Source organism: Teredinibacter franksiae (assembly GCF_014218805.1).
Classification (GTDB): domain Bacteria; phylum Pseudomonadota; class Gammaproteobacteria; order Pseudomonadales; family Cellvibrionaceae; genus Teredinibacter; species Teredinibacter franksiae.
In genome coordinates this window covers 3,339,953-3,360,185 of sequence record NZ_JACJUV010000001.1, presented here as the reverse complement: position 1 = coordinate 3,360,185, position 20,233 = coordinate 3,339,953, and the positions used below count along the sequence as shown (strand labels likewise).

The 20,233-nt window shown below is 49.4% G+C and carries 19 protein-coding genes and 2 tRNA genes; 13 read left to right on the top strand and 8 right to left on the bottom strand.

Annotated elements, in window-relative coordinates:
• Positions 1 to 90: 90 nt before the first annotated feature.
• The 4 genes from H5336_RS14295 to hemA are packed head-to-tail and all read right to left on the bottom strand — an operon-like array spanning position 91 to position 4,059.
• The gene (locus H5336_RS14295) at positions 91 to 834 is read right to left on the bottom strand and encodes a HesA/MoeB/ThiF family protein (protein ID WP_185234947.1); all 744 of its coding nucleotides are present in this window, start codon (positions 832 to 834) and stop codon (positions 91 to 93) included.
• Entirely contained in the window at positions 831 to 1,667 is an 837-nt protein-coding gene (gene prmC / locus H5336_RS14290; RefSeq protein WP_185234946.1) for a peptide chain release factor N(5)-glutamine methyltransferase, read from the bottom strand. The genes H5336_RS14295 and prmC overlap by 4 nt, the downstream gene beginning before the upstream one ends.
• 13 nt (positions 1,668 to 1,680) lie before the next feature.
• Positions 1,681 to 2,763, bottom strand: coding sequence for a peptide chain release factor 1 (prfA, locus tag H5336_RS14285; RefSeq protein WP_185234945.1), 1,083 nt, complete (start codon positions 2,761 to 2,763; stop codon positions 1,681 to 1,683).
• Positions 2,764 to 2,805: 42 nt separating this feature from the next.
• Entirely contained in the window at positions 2,806 to 4,059 is a 1,254-nt protein-coding gene (gene hemA / locus H5336_RS14280) for a glutamyl-tRNA reductase (protein WP_185234944.1), read from the bottom strand.
• 232 nt (positions 4,060 to 4,291) lie between these two features.
• Here hemA and H5336_RS14275 point away from each other — a divergent pair, with 232 nt between their 5' ends.
• The 9 genes from H5336_RS14275 to H5336_RS14235 all read left to right on the top strand — a co-directional run bounded on the left by H5336_RS14275 (position 4,292) and on the right by H5336_RS14235 (position 11,561).
• Positions 4,292 to 6,055, top strand: a complete 1,764-nt coding sequence (locus H5336_RS14275; protein WP_185234943.1) for a tetratricopeptide repeat protein — start codon at positions 4,292 to 4,294, stop codon at positions 6,053 to 6,055.
• On the top strand, positions 6,055 to 6,615 hold the full coding sequence (gene lolB, locus H5336_RS14270) for a lipoprotein insertase outer membrane protein LolB (RefSeq protein ID WP_185234942.1): 561 nt from the start codon (positions 6,055 to 6,057) through the stop codon (positions 6,613 to 6,615). The genes H5336_RS14275 and lolB overlap by 1 nt, the downstream gene beginning before the upstream one ends.
• Before the next feature lie 3 nt (positions 6,616 to 6,618).
• Positions 6,619 to 7,455 (top strand): 4-(cytidine 5'-diphospho)-2-C-methyl-D-erythritol kinase, encoded by an 837-nt coding sequence (ispE, locus tag H5336_RS14265; protein WP_185234941.1) that lies wholly within the window; start codon positions 6,619 to 6,621, stop codon positions 7,453 to 7,455.
• A gap of 12 nt (positions 7,456 to 7,467) precedes the next feature.
• Positions 7,468 to 7,542 (top strand) — tRNA-Gln (locus tag H5336_RS14260).
• A gap of 88 nt (positions 7,543 to 7,630) precedes the next feature.
• Positions 7,631 to 8,572 carry a ribose-phosphate pyrophosphokinase gene (locus H5336_RS14255; RefSeq protein WP_221628195.1) on the top strand — a complete coding sequence of 314 codons (942 nt, stop codon included), beginning with the start codon at positions 7,631 to 7,633 and terminating at the stop codon, positions 8,570 to 8,572.
• Between the two features lie 120 nt (positions 8,573 to 8,692).
• A complete protein-coding gene (locus H5336_RS14250; protein ID WP_185234939.1) occupies positions 8,693 to 9,343 on the top strand; it encodes a 50S ribosomal protein L25/general stress protein Ctc in 651 nt (216 codons plus the stop codon).
• A gap of 101 nt (positions 9,344 to 9,444) precedes the next feature.
• On the top strand, positions 9,445 to 10,029 hold the full coding sequence (pth, locus tag H5336_RS14245) for an aminoacyl-tRNA hydrolase (protein WP_185234938.1): 585 nt from the start codon (positions 9,445 to 9,447) through the stop codon (positions 10,027 to 10,029).
• 98 nt (positions 10,030 to 10,127) lie between these two features.
• Positions 10,128 to 11,219: a redox-regulated ATPase YchF gene (gene ychF, locus H5336_RS14240; protein WP_185234937.1), complete on the top strand. Its 1,092-nt coding sequence runs from the start codon at positions 10,128 to 10,130 to the stop codon at positions 11,217 to 11,219.
• A gap of 265 nt (positions 11,220 to 11,484) precedes the next feature.
• Positions 11,485 to 11,561, top strand: a tRNA-Met gene (locus tag H5336_RS14235).
• Between the two features lie 14 nt (positions 11,562 to 11,575).
• Here H5336_RS14235 and H5336_RS14230 read toward each other — a convergent pair.
• Positions 11,576 to 12,130 carry a response regulator gene (locus H5336_RS14230; RefSeq protein WP_185234936.1) on the bottom strand — a complete coding sequence of 185 codons (555 nt, stop codon included), beginning with the start codon at positions 12,128 to 12,130 and terminating at the stop codon, positions 11,576 to 11,578.
• 159 nt (positions 12,131 to 12,289) lie between these two features.
• Here H5336_RS14230 and H5336_RS14225 point away from each other — a divergent pair, with 159 nt between their 5' ends.
• The 3 genes from H5336_RS14225 to H5336_RS14215 are packed head-to-tail and all read left to right on the top strand — an operon-like array spanning position 12,290 to position 15,068.
• Entirely contained in the window at positions 12,290 to 13,600 is a 1,311-nt protein-coding gene (locus tag H5336_RS14225) for an HD domain-containing phosphohydrolase (RefSeq protein WP_185234935.1), read from the top strand.
• An 8-nt stretch (positions 13,601 to 13,608) separates the two neighbouring features.
• Positions 13,609 to 14,151, top strand: a complete 543-nt coding sequence (locus H5336_RS14220) for a heme NO-binding domain-containing protein (protein WP_185234934.1) — start codon at positions 13,609 to 13,611, stop codon at positions 14,149 to 14,151.
• On the top strand, positions 14,148 to 15,068 hold the full coding sequence (locus H5336_RS14215) for a sensor histidine kinase (RefSeq protein ID WP_185234933.1): 921 nt from the start codon (positions 14,148 to 14,150) through the stop codon (positions 15,066 to 15,068). Before H5336_RS14220 ends, H5336_RS14215 begins: the two co-directional genes overlap by 4 nt.
• Before the next feature lie 256 nt (positions 15,069 to 15,324).
• Here H5336_RS14215 and H5336_RS14210 read toward each other — a convergent pair whose 3' ends face one another.
• From H5336_RS14210 to H5336_RS14200, 3 genes are all read right to left on the bottom strand, one after another.
• Positions 15,325 to 16,365: a glycosyltransferase family 2 protein gene (locus H5336_RS14210; protein ID WP_185234932.1), complete on the bottom strand. Its 1,041-nt coding sequence runs from the start codon at positions 16,363 to 16,365 to the stop codon at positions 15,325 to 15,327.
• Positions 16,362 to 17,615 (bottom strand): oligosaccharide flippase family protein, encoded by a 1,254-nt coding sequence (locus tag H5336_RS14205; RefSeq protein ID WP_185234931.1) that lies wholly within the window; start codon positions 17,613 to 17,615, stop codon positions 16,362 to 16,364. The genes H5336_RS14210 and H5336_RS14205 overlap by 4 nt, the downstream gene beginning before the upstream one ends.
• A gap of 180 nt (positions 17,616 to 17,795) precedes the next feature.
• Positions 17,796 to 19,277, bottom strand: coding sequence for a sigma-54-dependent transcriptional regulator (locus H5336_RS14200; protein ID WP_185234930.1), 1,482 nt, complete (start codon positions 19,275 to 19,277; stop codon positions 17,796 to 17,798).
• A 118-nt stretch (positions 19,278 to 19,395) separates the two neighbouring features.
• Here H5336_RS14200 and H5336_RS14195 point away from each other — a divergent pair, with 118 nt between their 5' ends.
• Entirely contained in the window at positions 19,396 to 20,109 is a 714-nt protein-coding gene (locus H5336_RS14195) for a glycosyltransferase family protein (RefSeq protein WP_185234929.1), read from the top strand.
• Positions 20,110 to 20,233: the final 124 nt, after the last annotated feature.

The window sequence follows — 20,233 nt, the reverse complement described above, 5'->3', positions numbered from 1 at the left end:
CTTTTTCTTATTGGCCAGCCATTATTTTTTAATTAGGCGCCCACATAAACGTTCACATAAAACAGCGGTGTAAACCCTCCACAAAAAAACCTACGAACCACAACAAGCACACCCTAAATCTTTAGCAAAATTCAAATATCGCCACTCGCCGTTCACCCCGTCAAAAATCCCTAACCGCCCTCGGGCAAAAGCACTCACTCCGGAAATAATCTTTAACGCCTCTAATGCTTGATGTGTACCCACAATACCGACCACCGGCCCTAGAATGCCACTTTGAGAACAACTTAACGGCTCTTCTCCGGTTACGGCATATAAACACTGATAACAGGGGGTTGTATCATCACGAAAATCAAACACCACCAACTGCCCTTCCATTCGAATAGCCGCACCACTTACCAGCGGTTTTTTTCTTTCAAAACAAATGCGATTTACCCGCTGACGGGTTTCGAGATTATCCGAGCAATCCAACACAACGTCGGCCTGCGCAACCTGCTCAGCCATAGTCTCGACATCTAAACGCTGTGCAAAAGTAACAATTTTTATGGCGGTGTTTATTGACTGCAACGTTTGCTTTGCAGACTCTACCTTTAATTCCCCCACATGCTTTTCCGTGTAAACGATTTGTCGCTGCAGGTTTGTTTCATCAACACAGTCATCATCGACCAGCACCAACTCGCCTACCCCAGCCGCCGCCAGATACATGGCCGCAGGCGAGCCAAGGCCACCCATACCAATGAGCAGCACCCGTGCAGCCAGTATTTTTTCCTGCCCCTGCACATCAATTTGTGGCAATAAAATTTGGCGGCTATAGCGCAGCAGTTGCTCGTCGTTCATTGTGGCTTCCAACCCAAGGTTACGCGGTCATTACCGCCTATATCTTTTCGTGTTTCAATCTTTGTGTAGCCATTTTGTTCAAACAGACGCTGCACCGCTTGCGCCTGCCGCCAACCATGCTCCAACAAAAGCACACCGCCTAGGGAAAGGTGTTTTTGTGCCGACTCAATAATGAAGCGAATATCCGCCAGCCCCGCTTCACCGGCAATCAACGCACTGACCGGCTCAAAACGAACATCACCCTGTGCTAGGTGTGGGTCATGCTCGTCAATATAGGGTGGGTTACTCACAATAACGTCGAACCGCTGTTTTTTCAGCGCTGCAAACCAGTCACTCTCCAAAATAGTGACATGATTAAACTGCAGGCGCTGCAGGTTTCGTTGCGCAAGCGCGACAGCCTGTGGTGATTTATCCACAGCCACAACGTTGGCGTTCGGAAATTCACTCGCTAAGGCCAAAGCGATAGCACCGGTACCGGTACCCAAATCAAGAATGTTATCAGGTGAAGTTGTTAGCGCTATGGCCGTTTCTACTAGCGCTTCGGTATCGGGCCGGGGAATAAGCGTTGAGGAATCCACATACAGAGGGAGCGACCAGAATTCTCGCTCGCCAAGAATATGCGCAATGGGCTCGCCCTGCACTCTTCGCTTCAATAATGTTAAAAATGTTGAGTGGGCATCCTCGGCAACAAGTTTTTCCGGCCAGGTAAAAAGCCATGTTCGATTTTTTTCGAGAACATGCCCCAACAGTAATTCGACATCTAAACGAGCACTGTCACTGATCGACTCCAATTCGCTCGCGCGCCTAAGACAATCAGCAACGGTTATTCGCATAGGCCTGTTATAATCAGTTACTCAAAGCCGCCAACTGGTCGGCCTGATGCTCGTTAACCAATGGCTGTACCACATCGCCCAAACCACCTTCCATAATTTCATCGAGTTTATAAAGGGTAAGATTAATGCGGTGATCCGTTACGCGTCCCTGAGGGTAATTATAGGTGCGAATACGCTCCGAACGATCACCACTGCCCACTAAACTTTTGCGCTCACTGGCTTGCTCCGCCGCCGCCTGCTCCTGCTGAGCATTGTTTAAACGTGCGGCTAATAACGACATGGCCTTGGCTTTGTTCTTGTGCTGGGATCTTTCGTCTTGGCATTCAACCACAACACCGGTAGGAATATGCGTAATACGAATAGCTGAATCAGTTTTGTTAACGTGTTGCCCGCCCGCGCCGGATGCGCGAAAGGTATCGATACGTAAATCGCCTTTGTTGATATCCACTTCGTCCGCTTCGTCGGCCTCAGGCATAATCGCAACCGTACAAGCTGAAGTATGAATACGCCCCTGAGATTCAGTTTCGGGCACTCGCTGAACGCGATGAGCACCAGATTCAAACTTCATCTGGGAATAAACACCCTGCCCCACTACACGGGTAATAATTTCTTTATAGCCGCCATGGTCACCGGTGTTTTCACTCACAATTTCAATTCGCCAACCGCGGTTTTCAGCAAAGCGTGAGTACATGCGAAACAGGTCACCGGAGAAAATAGCAGCTTCGTCTCCACCGGTTCCTGCACGTATTTCAAGAAACACATTTTTTCCGTCGTTGGGGTCTTTTGGCAATAATAATTTTTGCAGCGCCAGCTCCAACGGCTCAATTTGCGACTGATTAGCTTTGAACTCTTCCTCAGCCATTTCGCGCATATCAGCATCGCCGTCTGCCATCAACAGCCGCGCTTCCTCCACGTTATCGCGTACCGTGCAATACGCCTGAAAACACTGCACCACCGGTTCTAGTTCGGCATACTCTCTTCCCAGATCCCGGAATTTATCCTGGTTTGAAATAATCTCGGCGTCGCCCAACAGCACGCCAACTTCATCGTAACGCTCTACTAGGTGTTCCAGTTTTTCTTTTATTGAATCTTTCATGTATTGCTTAATTCACTAGTGCTTGTTCACTCAATCTAACTATCAGTCATCCAGTAAACCGAATAACTGCTCGAAATCAGACAACAACTGCTGTTTGCCATTGGCACTCGCGCGCTTTAGCTCAGAAGTGGGCTGATGTAAAAATTTGTTGGTGAGATTACGGGCCAGATTATTCATGACTTCGGCGGGGTCTGCACCGGCCTCAAGAGCCTTGAGGCTTTTCTGTAATTCCTGTTCACGCAACGCATCGGTTTGCTGCCGAAAGCGCTTAACAACGTTCACTGCCGACTGCGCCCGTTGGTCGTGCCCGAAACGGTCAACACCTTCCTGAATAATATCCCGGGCGATTTCCGCTGCTTGTTCTCGGGATTTTCGGTTTTCGTCAATAACCTCTTTTAGGTCGTCAACGGTATAAAGGTATACGTCGGCTAGCTCGCCAACCTGGGTCTCAATATCACGAGGAACAGCGATATCGACCATAAACATCGGCTTGTGCTTACGTGCGCGCAACGCCGCTTCGACCGCCCCCTTACCCAAAAGCGGCAATTGACTGGCGGTGGATGATATCACGATGTCAGCCCGGGGCAGGTACTCGGGGATGTCGGCCAGTAAAATGGCCTCTGCACCTAACTCTTCAGCGACGTGACGGGCATTTTCGAGTGTTCGGTTGGCAATAATCAGCTGATGAATATTCTGGTTTTTAAGATGCCTTGCCACCAGTTCAATGGTTTCACCGGCGCCAATAAGTAAAGCCGTATCCTGCTTCAGGTCAGAAAAAATTTGCTGCGCCAGCGTTACCGCTGCATAGGCCACAGATACGGGGTTTTCGCCAATGGCAGTGTCTGAACGCACGCGCTTGGCAATCGCAAATACGCGCTGAAAAACATCGTGTAAACAACTGCCCAGCACCCCAGCTTCGCGGGATACTGCATAGCAGGATTTCATTTGCCCCAATATTTGCGGCTCCCCAAGCACCAAAGAGTCGAGCCCGGCGGCAACGCTCATCATATGACGCGCCGCTTCCTGGCCTGCATAAACGTAATGACAGCCCTTCAAAGCCTGAGTATCAGCGTTTTTGATTTCCGCTAGCCAGGCTAGAATCGCGTCGACATCACCGTTCGTTTGGCAGTATATTTCTGTGCGATTACACGTCGATAGTATAGCCACCTCACTGGCTAAGTCGCAGGCGAGGGCGCCCTTCAGCGCCTCTTCCGCCTGAGCGGGGGTAAAGGCCACTTTCTCACGAATATCAAGACTCGCGGTATTGTGATTAATGCCCAGTGCAAGAAGCGTCATACGGAATTAAGGAATGAGAAAAGCCGACCATTTTCTGTGTTGCGATCCGATAAGGCAAGGAATAAGCAGAATCGCTTAAAATCGAGTTACGCCATAACCCCTTCAGGCTTGTTATACTGACCGGTACGTCCCGGCGAAACCTAACTGCAAACGGGGAGTCTATTTGAAAAGACTGGTTGAAACCAGGCCCCGCAAACGGACCAAATCCAGGAAGCTCAGCAGTACATATATTATGATAATTCCAGTATTACGCACCACATTCACACCAGCGCCGCTGGGACGACTTCTCGGCAGCCTGCTTGTTATTGGCCTTGCCCTACAGGGTTGCGCTACCACAGGCACTAGCGAACAAACTGCCGCGCCAACGCCGGAAACTTTGGTAGAACCGACAAAAGTGGCGGATCGCAGCTTTGAAACCGATACGCTTTATGCCCTGCTAGTTGCGGAAATGGCGATCGACCGCAAACGCTACGACATTGCCCTGAGCAACTACGTCCAGCAGTCGATCTCCACTCGAGACCCCGATGTTACCGCTCGCGCCACTCAAATAGCACGCATACTCCAGGCCCATCAGCCGGCTCTGGAGATGTCCGAATTATGGGTCGACTTAGAACCAAAAAACAGTGACGCACTGCTTATTGCCACCGCCGAACTCATTGAGGCGAATCGCCTAGAAGAGGCATTTAAACTCTCATCACGCGTACTTACGCTGGGCGGCACCGGCGCCTTCGATGCCATTGCCCTGAAAGCCTCCGAAGGCGACATTCAAGCGAGCCAAACCCTAAGCGCAAGCTACCAACAACTTTTAGAGCAACACCCAGAGAACCAGCAATTGCTGCTTGGCTATAGCGTATTACTGCAACAGGCCGACCGCAAAGAAGAAGCCCTAGCGATCGTAAATCGCGTGCTAGAGCAAGACCCTGCCAATATTCGTGCAGCGTTTCAGGAGACCAGCATTCTCCAACAAATGGGCAAGCAGGACCTAGCGTTGCAAAAACTGGGTAAGTTAGTCGCTGATAATCCCGATAACTATACCCTGCGCGCGCGTTATGCCCGCGTCATTTCAGCCTCAGACCTTAACGAGAGCCGCCGACAGTTTCAAACCCTGCACAACCAATCACCCAACGATACAGAAGTTCTATTCTCATTGGCTCTTGTCGAAAAAGAACTGGGCCACTTAGAAAGCTCGGCTACGCATTTTCGCAGCCTGGTGGAAAAAGGCTTTTATCTCTCATCAGCCAACTACCACCTAGGAGAGATCCACGAGAAAAACAACCAGAACGAAGCCGCGCTAACGCACTACACGCAGGTAAAGGAGGGGCGCAGCTATCTCGCGGCCATGTCCCACGCAACCGCCATTTTAGGTAACAGCGGTCGAGAACTAGAAGCGCTGAACCTAATACGCGAACAGCGCGAACAGGTTCAAGGCAGCTATCGCGAAGGCTTGTACATGCTTGAATCCGATGTCATGGCCACCGCCGGGCAGATGAAAGCAGCCGGACACGTGCTCAGCGATGGGCTCGAGGAATTTCCCGACAGCACGCGCCTACTCTACTCCCGCGCCATGCTCTACACCCGTATAGACTACATTACTGGCGCCGAACAGGACCTAAAACTCATTCTAACCCTGGCGCCCAATAACGCCGCCGCCCTGAACGCCCTGGGATACACGCTTGCCGACCGCACAGAGCGCTTAGATGAAGCCTACATTTATATAAGCAAAGCTTTTAAGCTTACCCCCGACGATCCCGCCGTCATCGATAGCATGGGCTGGATTGAATTCCGCAGGGGCAACTACAACCAAGCACTTGAACACCTGCGCCAGGCTATGATAGCTATGCCCGACCACGAAATCGCCGCACACCTGGGGGAGGTTCTCTGGGTAACCGGTGGCGAGGCCGAAGCCCGGAAAATATGGCAACAAGGGCTAAAGCTAACCCCTCAAAGCAGTGTTATCCGTGAAACCTTGGACCGCCTGAAGGTAGAGCTGAATTAATGCGCCCACTCCTGCTCACAGCCCTAGTACTGCTGCTGAGCAGCTGCGCAAGCACGCCTCCCCAGCGCCTGCTGCCAAACGATATAGCCGCTATGGAATATTGGCTGCTGGAAGGCAAAATCGCCATCAAGCACCACCGTGAATCCCACAGTGGTTATTTTAGCTGGCAGCAAAACCTTGAAGACTACACCATTCGCATTCATGGCCCCCTTGGTCAGGGTAGCGCCAGACTGGTAAGCAATCACCGAGGCATTACCCTGCACGCCGATGGCCGCGAGCAATCCGCCTCTACAGCGGAAGAATTAATGACCATGAACCTCGGCTGGTCATTCCCGGTTAAGGATATGACTTGGTGGGTGCGCGGGCTTGCCTCCCCCCACAGCCCCATCGACCATGAAGAACGTAACGAAAACGGTTTATTACTAAGCTTGGAACAACAGGGTTGGACGCTAAATTACCTGCGCCACCAACAATTGGACCAACTAACCCTACCCTACAAACTAATAGCGGTGCGTAACAACACCCAAATTACGCTACTGCTCAAGAAGTGGGAGCTCTAAGCCTTGCCCAGCATTACCCTCCCCTGCCCAGCAAAGTTGAATTTATTTCTGCATATCACCGGTAAGCGCACAGACGGTTACCACGACCTGCAAACCCTTTTCCAGCTACTCACCGTAGGCGATGAACTGAGACTTAGCTGCCGAAAGGATGGTCAGATTCATCTCAGCCCCGAGATCCCAAACCTGCCCACCCACTGCAATCTAGTGTACAAGGCCGCAAAACTGCTTCAATGCGCAACTGGCTCCCCCCTTGGCGCAGACCTGCACCTACATAAAGAACTGCCGATGGGCGGCGGTATAGGCGGCGGCAGCAGTAATGCAGCCACAACGCTGCTGGGCCTGAACCATTTATGGCAATGCCAACTCACGATAAACCAACTGGCAGAGCTAGGTCGTCAACTGGGAGCCGATGTTCCCGTATTTGTTCGCGGCAAAACAGCCTGGGCAGAAGGGGTGGGCGAGCGCCTCCTACCGGTGCAAATGCCCTCGCTCTGGTACCTAGTACTGGCGCCAGACTGCCACGTCAGCACCGCCACAATTTTTTCACATAAAGATTTGACAAGAGATACCCTCGCCATTACAGTAGCCGCCTTCCTCGAGAAGGGTGGGAAAAACGACTGTCAACCATTGGTTGAAAAGATGTTCCCGCAGGTGAGAGATGCGGTTGATTGGCTAGATCAATATGGCCTAGCGCAACTGACCGGAACGGGAGCTTGTGTATTCGCAGCCTTCCAAACGGAACAGAAAGCACTGGATGTTTACGCCAAACTACCAAGGCATTTACATGGCTTTGTAGCCCAAGGCGTGAATGATTCGCCACTGCATCAATGCCTCCCCTGATACCAGTTCCACTGGGGTGTAGCCAAGCGGTAAGGCAGCGGGTTTTGATCCCGTCATGCGAAGGTTCGAATCCTTCCACCCCAGCCAATTTTATTCTTCCAACCGCGCCCTCCCTACACTATCCTTCGCGTATCGCAACAGAACCTGTAGAAGGAGCGGAAAAGTGCCTGATTTGATGGTATTTAGTGGCAATGCAAACCCCGAATTAGCTGAAAAGGTTGTTGCCAACCTAGGAATACCACTCGGGGACGCAACCGTCGACAAGTTTTCAGACGGCGAAATTATGGTGGAATTGAATGAAAACGTTCGCGGTCGCGATGTCTTCGTTATTCAACCCACCTGCAACCCCACCAACGACAACATAATGGAATTGATCGTGATGGTGGACGCGTTGCGCCGAGCCTCGGCTGGCCGCATTACCGCCGTGGTTCCCTACTTTGGTTACGCCCGCCAAGATCGACGCGTTCGGTCGGCCCGCGTGCCCATCACCGCAAAAGTGGTTGCCGACATGATGGTAACCGTCGGTGTAGACAGAGTACTAACCGTGGATTTGCACGCAGAGCAAATCCAGGGCTTTTTTGATGTCCCGGTGGATAACGTATACGGCTCGCCCGTATTGCTAACCGACATCGAAAAGCAAAATTTTGAAAACCTGGTGGTTGTATCACCCGATATCGGTGGCGTTGTTCGCGCCCGCGCTGTTGCCAAGCAACTGGGCATCGAACTAGCGATTATCGACAAACGCCGTCCGGCGGCCAACGTGGCCGAAGTGATGAATATTATTGGTGAGATTGAAGGCCGCACCTGTTTGCTAGTCGATGACATGGTAGACACCGCCGGCACCCTGTGTAACGCAGCAACAGCGTTGAAAAAACACGGCGCCAATAAAGTCGTTGCTTATGCTACCCACCCGGTACTGTCCGGGCCGGCAATAGAACGGCTGAACAACTCACAAATGGATGAACTTGTCGTTACCGACTCCATCCCTCTATCGGACGAAGGCAAGGCCTGCAAGCGCATTCGTACCCTGAGCCTGTCGCACATGCTCGCAGAAGCGATGCGCCGTATCAGCAACGAAGAGTCGCTGAGCGCCATGTTTGGCGAGCCGGCCGGGTAAGTATTTTTCCCACCTGGGAAAATAAAAGCGCGAGCGCACCTTAAAGCTCTCGCGTTTCATAAACCCCCACTCTGTTCCTGGTCGCGGGATAGCGTGGTTTTTTATTTTTTGGAGCACATTATGTCTACTGAAGACTTCAAACTCGACGCAACGCTGCGCGATGACACAGGAAAAGGTGCGAGCCGCCGCCTGCGTCGCGAAGCCGGTTTAGTACCCGCTATTGTATATGGCGGTCGCAAAAACCCCGTTAATATCTCTCTTTCGCACAACGAGCTGTCCAAGCACCTTGAGAACGAAGCATTTTACTCTCACATCATCACCCTGAACGTTGCGGGCAAAGACGAAGATGTGATCCTCAAGGATTTGCAGCGTCACCCTGCAAAACCCCAAATTTTGCACGTAGACTTCTTGCGCGTATCCAAAACTAAGAAGTTCACTACCCGGGTACCTCTGCACTTCATAAACGAAGACACCTCTACAGGCGTTAAGGTTCAGGGCGGCACGGCCTCCCACAGCATGACCGAACTTGAAATCAGCTGTTTGCCTGGCGATCTACCTGAATTTATCGAAGTGGATCTAGCCGAGGTTGAAGTGGGTCAAATCGTACATATCTCTGACCTACAATTGCCGAAGGGTGTAGAATCTGTAGCCTTGGCACACGGTACTGATCACGATCTCCCCGTTGCCACCATCGGCAAGCCTCGCGGTAGTGCTACCGAAGGCGAGGAAGGCGAAGCAAGCGAAGAAAGTGGTGAAGGCGGAGAAGCGTAACCGCTTCAAAACCTTCAAAGGGCAGCCAAAGGCTGCCCTTTTTGTATCTATGCACCCAGCGATAAACCTCGCAGCATAAATAGCAACGATTTACCGACACCATGAACGCACCCGTAAAAATGATTGTAGGCCTGGGTAACCCCGGTGCTGAATACGCCAATACCCGTCACAATGCCGGCCAGGATTTTGCCGAAGAACTGGCACGTGCTCACGGACAAACACTAAGCAATACGCCGAAGCATTTTGGCTATTCCGGCCGTATTACCGTTAGCGGTAAAGATGTTCGCCTATTGGTACCCACCACTTTTATGAACCGAAGCGGCCAAGCGGTAGCCTCGCTGGCAAATTTCTTTAAAATAGCGCCAGAAAATATTCTAGTGGTTCACGACGAACTGGACCTCGACCCCGGTGTGGCCAAATTAAAGGTTGGCGGAGGCCATGGCGGCCACAATGGCCTGCGCGATATCATCAGCGCACTGGGTAACAACAAAAATTTTGGCCGCCTGCGCATTGGCATTGGCCACCCTGGCAACGCCAAAATGGTGAGTAACTTTGTACTGAAAAAAGCGCCTGCTAGCGAACAAACATTAATTGAAGACGCCATTCGCGACAGCGAAAAAGCTATTTTCGACCTCGTAGCTGGCAACTGGGAAAAGGCCATGCTGCAACTACATACCCGCGCGTAATGCGGCCCGGCTGGACTCTGTAGCACGGCTACGCGGCTTTTGGAAACGACCGCTCTCGTTATTAACGTATTTGAACACTTTTAGAAAGGTAAAAACTTATGGGCTTTAACTGCGGCATTGTTGGCCTGCCTAACGTTGGCAAATCCACTTTATTTAATGCGCTCACCCAAGCCGGTATCGACGCGGGAAATTTTCCCTTCTGCACCATCGAGCCCAACGCTGGTGTGGTTGCCGTTCCCGATCCCCGCCAAGATAAATTGGCGGAAATCGTAAAGCCCGAGCGCGTTGTCCCCACCACCATGGAGTTTGTCGATATTGCAGGCCTTGTGGCAGGCGCGTCCAAGGGTGAAGGCCTAGGCAACAAGTTTCTCGCAACTATCCGTGAAACCGACGCCATTGCCCATGTGGTACGCTGCTTCGAGGATCCTAACGTCATCCATGTAGACGGCCACATTAATCCCGCTTCGGATATTGAGGTGATCAATACCGAACTCGCCCTAGCAGACCTAGACACCGTAGAAAAAGCACTGTTCCGCGTCGGTAAAATGGCAAAGGGGCAGGACAAAGATGCTATGCGCATGAAAACCCTGCTGGAAGAAATACTACCGCACTTGAACGAGGCCAAGCCCTTGCGTTCATTCGGCTTAGATGAAGATCGTACTAAGCAGCTAAAAGAGCTCAGCCTACTGACCCTCAAGCCAACCATGTACATCGCCAACGTTGAAGAAAACGGTTTCACCAACAACCCGCTACTCGACATAGTGCAAGGTATTGCAAAAAGTGAGGGTGCTATTGTGGTTCCCATCTGCAATAAAATGGAAGCCGAGATTGCTGAACTCGACGAGGAAGAAAAAACCGAATTTCTTGAAGAGATGGGCATGGCAGAACCAGGCCTGAACCGTGTTATTCGTGCCGGTTATGACCTGTTAGATCTACACACCTACTTTACCGCAGGAGTAAAAGAAGTACGCGCTTGGACCATTCCAGTGGGCGCCACAGCACCTCAAGCGGCGGGCAAAATTCATACGGACTTTGAGAAAGGCTTTATCCGTGCGGAAGTCGTTGCCTATGACCATTTTGTTAGCAACAAAGGCGAAGCCGGAGCTAAAGAAGCCGGTAAATGGCGACTTGAGGGCAAAGACTATATCGTGAAGGATGGCGACGTCGTACATTTCCGCTTCAACGTTTAAATCACCCTTGACTTTAAAGGGACGACTAGTGAAAATAGCCGCCCTCTCGAACCCGGCCAGATTTTTAACATAAAAATTAACCGGGTAAGCCGCTCGAAGAGACGGTGAGGGTATTAGCTCAACACATTGCCGCTAGGTAATATGGGCAAAGCAAAGGTAAGCAAACCCTCGCGTTTGCGCGACCAAAGCGATGCAAATTAAAATCAACACGATATTTTTATTTGCAGCAGATGATTACAGAAGGTCATCGCACTCGGTAGAAAATGGCTAGGTAGCTCAGCTGGTTAGAGCGCAGCACTCATAATGCTGAGGTCGGGAGTTCAAGTCTCCCCCTAGCTACCATTTCCTACCAGACGCTAGCAAAACCACTCCGACACAATAGACTCAAGCTGTTCATTATCAAACGGTTTGTGAAGTGTCGCGTCCGCACCGTGAGCCAAAGCTAAGCTCAAAGTATCTTCAGCCATCCCCGAAATAACCAATATTTTTCCGTATTTTTCACCTCCAATATCCTTAAGCACATCGATTCCATTCAACTTAGGCATCTGTAGATCCAAGGTCATCAGCAGTGGTTTCTCTTTGGCGTACAGCATTCCCGCTGTGAAACCATCGGTGGCAATGGCCGTCTGAAACCCATTCACCCTCAATACCCGCTGTATGGATTTTGCCATGGCCAGCTCATCGTCAACAATAAGCGCAAACCGTCGCTGAGGCTCCAACGCTGCTGGCAAAGGCAGATTGCTGGCGCGCATAAATACGACAAGATCCTCAACCAGTACTCGATTATCCCCCCGAGCACCCGGTAATTGGTGAGCCTTAAGCAACCCTTTAGCAATCCAGTTGAGCACCGTACGAAGACTAACCCCGCACAACTTAGCGACCTCTCCCGAGGTGTAGTGTGTTTTATTCATTACAGATATACCCAAGCACCCCGTATATAACTCGAAGATGGAACCCGCGTTAGCGCCATAACAAAGCAGTCTTTATTGGTTCATGTTATTCATGTTATAACTGATATTCAAGCATTAAAGGCTGTTTTTTAATCTGCTTTGAGGCATTCGGAGGTTTTTATGATCAACATCACACCAGTGCGAACGCCATCCATACTTTTCGTGGACGATGAACTTCCTGTACTAAAATCCTTGAAAAGACTTGCATTAGACGAATCATGGTCGGTTTTTTGCGCAAATTCGGCGGAAGAAGGCTTAGCCGTACTAAAGCAACAACCGGTGAACGTAGTCGTTTCAGACATGCGTATGCCAGGCATGGACGGAGCCGAGTTCCTGACGCGTGTGCGCAACGAACAACCGGATACGGAGCGTATCCTCATCACCGGTTATGCCGATGTTCACGCGCTGGAAAAGGTTGTAAACGATGCCAAAATTTTTAACTACATATCAAAACCCTGGGATGATCAGGTACTTACCCGTGTAATCCAAGGCGCACTAGATTTTCAGTCTGCACAAAAAGAACAAAAACGCTTAGAGAAACTCACCGCTGCGCAAAACAAAAAACTCGGCCGCCTCGCCCTCTGCCTTGACGGTAAGGTAAAGGAGAAAACGATTGAAGTTGCGCAAGCCCTATCTCTACTCAGCATCGAACATCAGCAGGCCCAATCGCGCGCTAAAGGCTTGCTAAGTGCGGTATCCAGCCTTATTGAACTCAGCGGTAAAGGCGACGGACATAGCCATTTTGTGGAAAATATTGCCGTCGCCACCGGTGAGCGACTATGCCTACCACCCACAGAAACCGAGAATCTGCAGTTGGCGAGTCAACTACACAATATTGGCAGCCTCGCTATCGCCGACTACTGGGCTTACCGCGTTGTATCCGAGATGGATACAAATGAGCTCAAACGCTACCGCGCTCAGGTCGAAATTGGCGAAACCGTACTCAGCGGTTTACCCGAACTGGCTCCCGTTGCGGACATTGTAGGCAAACACAAAGAGCACCTTGACGGCAGCGGCTACCCACGAGGTCTAACCGCTCAAGATATCCCTCTGGCGGCACGCATCATGTGCGTGGTAACCGAATATGTGCTCCTGTATGAGGGTCGCCTAGAGGAGGGAATAATTGGACACAGAGCCGCCCGCGCTTACATGCAAAACCTCTCGGGAGAAACCTACGACTCCCAAGTTCTAACTGAATTTTTTAATCTGGTTCATGCAGATTCACTTAAACGAGACTCAACTATACTGTCTAAAGATCAGTTTCAGCTGGTTCCTGGAACGGTGTTAGCTGCCGACATTTTTTCTTTGCACAACGCTCTGCTGTTGAAAGCCGGAACCACGTTGACGGCAACCCATATTGAAAAATTGCGTGTGTACGAAAAAAGCACCGGTGACAAACTTGAAATCCGGATCAATAGACCCCTCAACTGAGAACGAATATGAAAGGCGCGGTATTTATTGCTCTCAATGATATGGTAGAAGAAGCCTACGGCATAAAAGCCTGGGAAGAGATTCTCGCACAAGCGAAACCTGAATCAGAAGGCATATACGCTTCCGCCGGCAGCTATAAAGACGAAGAAATCATAGCCTTACTGGTTGCATTAGCCGATGTTACCGATATCGACATCAATGAAATAACGCGAAGTTTTGGCAACTACCTGTTTAAAGGTCTAAATTCAAAATTTCCAATTTTCGCCAACATGTACGACAATTTTTTTGACTTTTTATGTAGCATTGAGGGCGTCATTCACAAAGAAGTAGAAAAACTATACCCTAATGCTTCACTACCTAAAATTCAGTGTGTGCGCGCAAGCGAGCGCCATATACAAATGCTATATTCATCACCACGAAAAATGTGTTTCCTTGCTGAAGGTCTTATTTCTGGCGCAGCAGAGCACTTCAAAGTTCACGCAACAATAAATCAGAGTAAATGCTGCCACCGCAATGATGATTTCTGCGTTATCGATATAGAACTAACATGAGTAACATCGATTACAAAGCGGCTTACGCACGACAAAAAAAAGCCCGCGAGCAAGCCGACAAACTCCTGGAAGATAAGTCCCGCGAACTCTACGAGGCTAATACAACACTAACCTCCGCCTACAATCGACTTAAGCAGCAAAAAACACAGCTCTTACACCAGGAGAAGCTGGCCTCTATCGGCCAGCTCGCGGCAGGGGTTGCCCATGAAATCAACAACCCATCTGCCTATGTGAAAAGTAACCTTACCTCTCTAAATCGGTACCGAACTAAATTTATAGCCTTCCTTTCTGAGCTACAGGAAGAGCTTAATCAAGGCAAAACCATAAGCTATACCGAGCTAAGTGAGAAGCATACCCTAGACTTTTTAATGGAAGATTTTGAAGACATTATCAACGACTCCATTATGGGCATGGATAAAATTGCTAGTATCGTACGCAGCCTAAGAGATTTTTCTCGACCAGATAGCGACAAAAAAAAATTATTTAACCCAAACGATGCTGTAAAAAATACCCTCAAGCTCGTGTGGAACGAATTAAAATACAAAGCTGAAATAGTTGAGGAGTACAACGATCTCCCCGATATTTATGGTTTTGCAGGAGGCTTCTCGCAGGTCATTCTAAACCTCCTTATTAACGCATCACATGCCATTCCTGAAAAGGGTACTATCGCCATTTCCACCTCAACGATAGAAGGCGGGATTAAAGTGATTGTGAGTGACACGGGGCATGGGATTGCCCCCAAAGACCTATTGAAAATATTCGACCCATTTTTCACAACTAAAGATCCCGGCAAGGGCACAGGTTTAGGCCTGTCTATTTCACAAAACATCATTGAAAAGCACGGCGGCAGGCTGCTAGCATCAAGCGAAATCGGCAAGGGTACTACCTTCACGATTGAACTCCCCAATGGCGCCTAGCCCCTTACCGCACGGTTAACTACCATCAGCCCCAAAACTAGCATCACACCAAAACTCTATATAGTCAGCCTCAAAACTATACTCTGCTGAAACTCTCACTGAAAAACCACAACGCCTCTAGCGTATCTTTGGGCAACTTAAATAATTGATGGTAGCCTCAGCGCGACAATTAGATGTGCACCACAATAAAAAACCAACATTGCATCAGTAACGTTGGCGTTATTCGGCATTCGTCCTGAGTTAAAGCAGCTGCTCCTCAAGCAATTGGTGCACCATTCAGGTTTTCTTTTTCTCTACGCAACCACTGAAATAGTTTCATCGCAGAAGATTCTACTTTACCGTATACACTTGCGGGGAAAACACTAAGGAACGCACAAGCAAAGGTTACAAAAGTACGAGCAGGTTCCTTAATAACGATACGCCAATTAGACAACATAGCCGAGAAACACAAATTAATCGCCTTAAGACTATTACGCGACTGCACCGCTCGGCGAGCAAGATAGCGTAACTGGTAGGCCCTGGCTAAGCCCTCCCACTCTTTAAAAAAACCTGGATTCAGACTTCGGTTTTTTTCGATCATCCGTTCCCAAGCACAAAGCTGATTGTCCAGATTAGCCGACAGTCCGCTGGAATTCACTCTATACCGCGTTAACGCCTTATCTATTCCTGCAAAATCCCACTTTGTTCGCAATGCCGTACGCAGCCAAAACTCGATATCTTCAGATTGTCGGAAAGACTCATCAAAATAGGTCGCCCGGTAACCACCCGCAACCTCCCTTATTTCCATCATCTGCGTTAGCAGGCTGTGGCGAATGACCGCTGCAGAACCATTACCAATTGGGTTTCTACAAAAAATATCGGCAACACTCACATTTTTCGTTTTCGGATACTGTCCAACGCCCATATCGCGCCCCTTTTCGTCCATAAACGCCGAAGCCGAATAGCTTACACCCACCGAAGGGTTGTTTCTAAAATGTTGTAGATGCATTTTTAATTTTTCGGGGTGCCACGCATCATCGGAATCTAACAACGCAATATAAACCCCCCGTGCATCACCAATTCCGGTATTTCTCGCAGCTGCGAGCCCCATATTTTTCTGCTGCACAAGCCGCACTCGAGAATCCGTAACTTTCGCCAGTATCTCAAGCGTACCATCGGTACAACCATCATCTACGCAAATAAGCTCGAAATGTTCATACGTCTGCTTTAATACCGATTCAATCGCTTCCGCAACAAACTTTTCAACGTTATACATCGGCATAACAACAGAAAATATTGGTTTACTTACAGTCTTCATGTCACCACCTTTGGCTGAATAAACATCATCGGGATTTTCTTCACGTAGAGCATGGGTAGCAGCCAGAATACACTGGCAACGGTCGTAACTGACGCGAGAGCAATCCCATTATTGGGTTGGAAAATTAAAATTGTGAATACAAAACAAGCAACGCTGGCGGCCATGAGTATCATTTCAGGTTTCGCTTGCTGCTTCGCCCTTATGAAGCTTGAAAAAGTATCCGCGAGAATCGCTGTAATTCCGGTAAGGCATAGAATGGAAACGATAGGTATAGCAGCGTCCCACTTACTGTTAAATAGTATGGGTATATAGATTGGCGCAGCCAGTGATTGCAACACAAACACCAACGCAATTGTACCGGCGAACAACGTTGCCTTCCTCAGCGCAGGCTGTTCTCGTCCAGCTCTCAGTTGCTCACAAATATAAGGGTACAAGCTTGATAGAAAAGCCTGAGTTAACGATTGACTTAAACCTACACCAGCGCTTTTTGCGAAGCTGTAATAACCGAAATACAGTGGATCTAACAGCCGCGCAGCGATAAATACATCCACTTGAAATCGCAAAGCCCTCAAACTATCGGCTAGAAATAATTGCACAGAAACTATAGTTAGGCGAACAAAGGTCGCCCTATGAAAACTCGGCCGCAACGTTTCTACTTTTGCAAACCCAAAGACCAATATCCATACCAAAGCCGCGAGAATCTTAGCGTAAGCCACGGCCATAATACCTTCACCCATAAAGAGCAAAGCGGCGATGGCCAAATTGTCGGTTATAACCGTTGCGGCATTCGCAAGGGAGAAATATCGAAATCGATTTTGTCGCTGTAGCATAAATACTTTCACCGCCACTAAGGGGTAGCAAAGATACGTCCAGGCCAGTGTTTTAAGTAACACCTCCAATTGTGGCTCCTGGTAAAATAATGCAATGCGCTCCGCTATCGACCACTGTAAACCCGTCAGCACCACACAAGTGATCCACTGAAGCAATGAGGCATTTGCGGCGGTTCGTTTCAGCCGCTCTTCACTGCATCCAATAACGACAGCACCTGCCCCCGCTCGGCTAAAAATACGGATCAATTCATGACAGGCTAGGGCCAGCGCGGCTATACCGAAAGCTTCAGGACTAAGATAAGCGGCCATTACCACCACTGTGAGTAACCGGCTAATTTTTGAAACCGCTTCGGTCAACATCATCCAACTGGTATTCCTAAATAATTTGTCGGTGACAATTTTTTGCAAAAGCAGGGCCATGGATTTATCTCGCGGGAATGAGTAAGCAGGAGCCGAGTTGCAATCGTCTTGCCAGAATTGGCATTGCTCGCCAAAAAGCATGTTTAGAGCCAGTGGCAGGCGCAGGAAAGCGGAATTTGGACTGAGGGGGAGAAACGGTCTTAGGTGCTTAGCAAATTGCGAAAGCCTATTCGCAATTTGCTAAGCACTTTTCACAGACGACCAACTTTGCATTTTACGGTAGAGAGTAGAGGGACTAACTTGTAGAACAGCCGCTGCCTGCACCACATTGCCTTCGCATTGGGCTATGGCGAACTCTATGTACTCTTTTTCAACATCGGCCAAGGGCCTGAGAGCGGCGTCACTTTGCCCTGAAGCTGGGGTCAAAGGCAATACTGGGGACATAGCGCTTATCGGGTTGGCCCTAGGTGCCTGTAAATCATCAACTTCGGTCAACCGTTCTCGCACCTCACTGCTTAGCTGTAACGCCTCCGCTAGGTCCGAGCTGGTGATTAGCGGCCCAGGGCTCATGACCACAGCAGAATGCAGGCAGTTTTCAAGCTGACGAACATTGCCCGGCCAATCATAGCGCAGTACCAGACGCTCGGCATCCTGGCTTAACCCAGCAAGCTCTTTATTTTCACGCTCGGCATACAACCCTAAGAAATAGTTGGCTAACAGCGTTGAGTCACCCTCCCTTTCAGCCAAAGGCGCCAGATGAAGCGCTACTACATTCAACCGGTAGTATAAGTCTTCGCGTAACAAGCCTTTCTCAATGGCTTCATGCGGATTACGGTTGGTAGCACACACGAACCGAATATCAACTTGTTCCAAACGTGAAGCGCCAATTTTCTGGAAACTACCGGTTTGAATAAACCGCAGTAATTTAGCTTGTAAGGCTATATCCATCTCACCTAATTCATCGAGAAACAAGGTGCCACCGTGCGCTTGACTCGCAGCACCATCGCGATTGGATACCGCCCCCGAAAAAGCACCCTTCACATGCCCGAATATCTCAGACTCCATTAGATCCGCTGGGATAGCCGCGCAATTAAGCGCAATAAAAGGGCCGTTAGCACGCGGGCTCATCTGATGGACGGCCGCTGCCGCTAACTCCTTCCCGGTGCCACTCGGGCCAGTGATAAATACAGACGCCCTACTGGGCGCGGCACGCTCTATCTGACTGTATAGCGCCTGCATCGGGGTCGACCGACCAATAAACTGACAAAAGCTTTCTTTATGATCGCGCGTAAATCGCTCAACGGTGTGGCGAAGCAAAGCCCTCTCTACCATCATTTGCTGTGCCGCTATCGCCTGACTTAGCGTCACTAACAGCTGATTATCTTCCCAGGGCTTATGCACAAAACCCCAAATTCGGCCCTCGTTAATAGCCGCCATTATCAGATCGTCGTCGGAATAGCCCGATAAAACGAGGCGCATAGATTCCGGATACATGCGCGCCACTTCCGCTAGGAAGGTAGCGCCATCCATCTCCGGCATACGCATATCCGACACAATGACATCAAAGGGTTTCTGCTCCAGCAGCTCCAACCCTTTTGCTCCACTGTCGACAAACACACACTCCGCATGCATTGGCTGCGTGGTGCGGCGCAAACTTTTGAGAATAGCGGTTTCATCATCCACAAATAATATGCGGGCCAAAACGGATGATTCATTCGTCATTCAATACGGCTCCCAATTATTTTGGCACCATAAGTGCAGGTTCCATACGGTAAGCCACACAGCTCAGCTGGCAGCCCTTTTAAATATTAGCTCAACGAATAGAAATATAGAGGTTTTCATGCCCAAGGTCCTAATCTTCACCCTGGCCGCCCGCGGATATCACTGGCTGTATCGAGATAATCTCGAAAGTCAGCGTGAGTATGCACAAAGACACGGGTACACCTACAGTGTAGTTGACCGCCCGCAGCTGACCACCCTTGGGTTAGATGTCGCTTGGCTAAAAATTCATTTAATTAAAAAAGCCCTTTCAATGGACTTTGACTGGGTATTTTTTATTGATGCCGATGCCAAAATCCAATCTAACTGCCCTCCCATAATCGATTTGCAACAGCAAGAAAAATCAATTTATGTCGCCAACGGCTATAGTGGTCGAATCAACTCAGGCGTACTCATAATTAAAAACGATGTCGCCAGCCGTAATTTTTTCAATACCGTTTTATCTCATCGTGACCATAGCCTACCCCCGGAAGACGATGTGGGCTGGGGTGAAAACGGACACATCATTCATTTTGCCAAAGCCAACGCGAGTATCGCCATTCTCAGCAAACACTGGAATAACAATTCCGACGCAAACCTCAATGATTATATCCGTCATTACAGCGCAGGCCCCCTGCGAAAACTGTACAAACCACGAGCAGCCGATTTCATTCGACACAAGGCGCTCAACTACTTTCTCGCGGTGCTTACGCGAACACACAAGCTTTTTAACTCCACAGAAAAAATCGACAACAAACAACTGCACAATATTTGCCATAGCGTTAATTTTATGTAGCCCGATCAGTAGAACGCCAACTACTTCTCGCCAACAGTTTTTCAACTTTCGTTACCTTGCAAACCTCCTGCACACGCCTCCGACCTAAATATTTCCTAATAATTTAACCAACCTCTATTAGCAA

What these genes read in the sequence shown, in the direction of transcription:
- H5336_RS14295 (WP_185234947.1), bottom strand. Translation starts at nt 834, where the DNA reads ATGAACGACGAGCAACTGCTGCGCTATAGCCGCCAAATTTTATTGCCA.
- prmC (WP_185234946.1), bottom strand. Translation starts at nt 1,667, where the DNA reads ATGCGAATAACCGTTGCTGATTGTCTTAGGCGCGCGAGCGAATTGGAG.
- prfA (WP_185234945.1), bottom strand. Translation starts at nt 2,763, where the DNA reads ATGAAAGATTCAATAAAAGAAAAACTGGAACACCTAGTAGAGCGTTAC.
- hemA (WP_185234944.1), bottom strand. Translation starts at nt 4,059, where the DNA reads ATGACGCTTCTTGCACTGGGCATTAATCACAATACCGCGAGTCTTGAT.
- H5336_RS14275 (WP_185234943.1), top strand. Translation starts at nt 4,292, where the DNA reads ATGATAATTCCAGTATTACGCACCACATTCACACCAGCGCCGCTGGGA.
- lolB (WP_185234942.1), top strand. Translation starts at nt 6,055, where the DNA reads ATGCGCCCACTCCTGCTCACAGCCCTAGTACTGCTGCTGAGCAGCTGC.
- H5336_RS14255 (WP_221628195.1), top strand. Translation starts at nt 7,631, where the DNA reads ATGGTATTTAGTGGCAATGCAAACCCCGAATTAGCTGAAAAGGTTGTT.
- H5336_RS14250 (WP_185234939.1), top strand. Translation starts at nt 8,693, where the DNA reads ATGTCTACTGAAGACTTCAAACTCGACGCAACGCTGCGCGATGACACA.
- pth (WP_185234938.1), top strand. Translation starts at nt 9,445, where the DNA reads ATGAACGCACCCGTAAAAATGATTGTAGGCCTGGGTAACCCCGGTGCT.
- ychF (WP_185234937.1), top strand. Translation starts at nt 10,128, where the DNA reads ATGGGCTTTAACTGCGGCATTGTTGGCCTGCCTAACGTTGGCAAATCC.
- H5336_RS14230 (WP_185234936.1), bottom strand. Translation starts at nt 12,130, where the DNA reads ATGAATAAAACACACTACACCTCGGGAGAGGTCGCTAAGTTGTGCGGG.
- H5336_RS14225 (WP_185234935.1), top strand. Translation starts at nt 12,290, where the DNA reads ATGATCAACATCACACCAGTGCGAACGCCATCCATACTTTTCGTGGAC.
- H5336_RS14220 (WP_185234934.1), top strand. Translation starts at nt 13,609, where the DNA reads ATGAAAGGCGCGGTATTTATTGCTCTCAATGATATGGTAGAAGAAGCC.
- H5336_RS14215 (WP_185234933.1), top strand. Translation starts at nt 14,148, where the DNA reads ATGAGTAACATCGATTACAAAGCGGCTTACGCACGACAAAAAAAAGCC.
- H5336_RS14210 (WP_185234932.1), bottom strand. Translation starts at nt 16,365, where the DNA reads ATGAAGACTGTAAGTAAACCAATATTTTCTGTTGTTATGCCGATGTAT.
- H5336_RS14205 (WP_185234931.1), bottom strand. Translation starts at nt 17,615, where the DNA reads ATGGCCCTGCTTTTGCAAAAAATTGTCACCGACAAATTATTTAGGAAT.
- H5336_RS14200 (WP_185234930.1), bottom strand. Translation starts at nt 19,277, where the DNA reads ATGACGAATGAATCATCCGTTTTGGCCCGCATATTATTTGTGGATGAT.
- H5336_RS14195 (WP_185234929.1), top strand. Translation starts at nt 19,396, where the DNA reads ATGCCCAAGGTCCTAATCTTCACCCTGGCCGCCCGCGGATATCACTGG.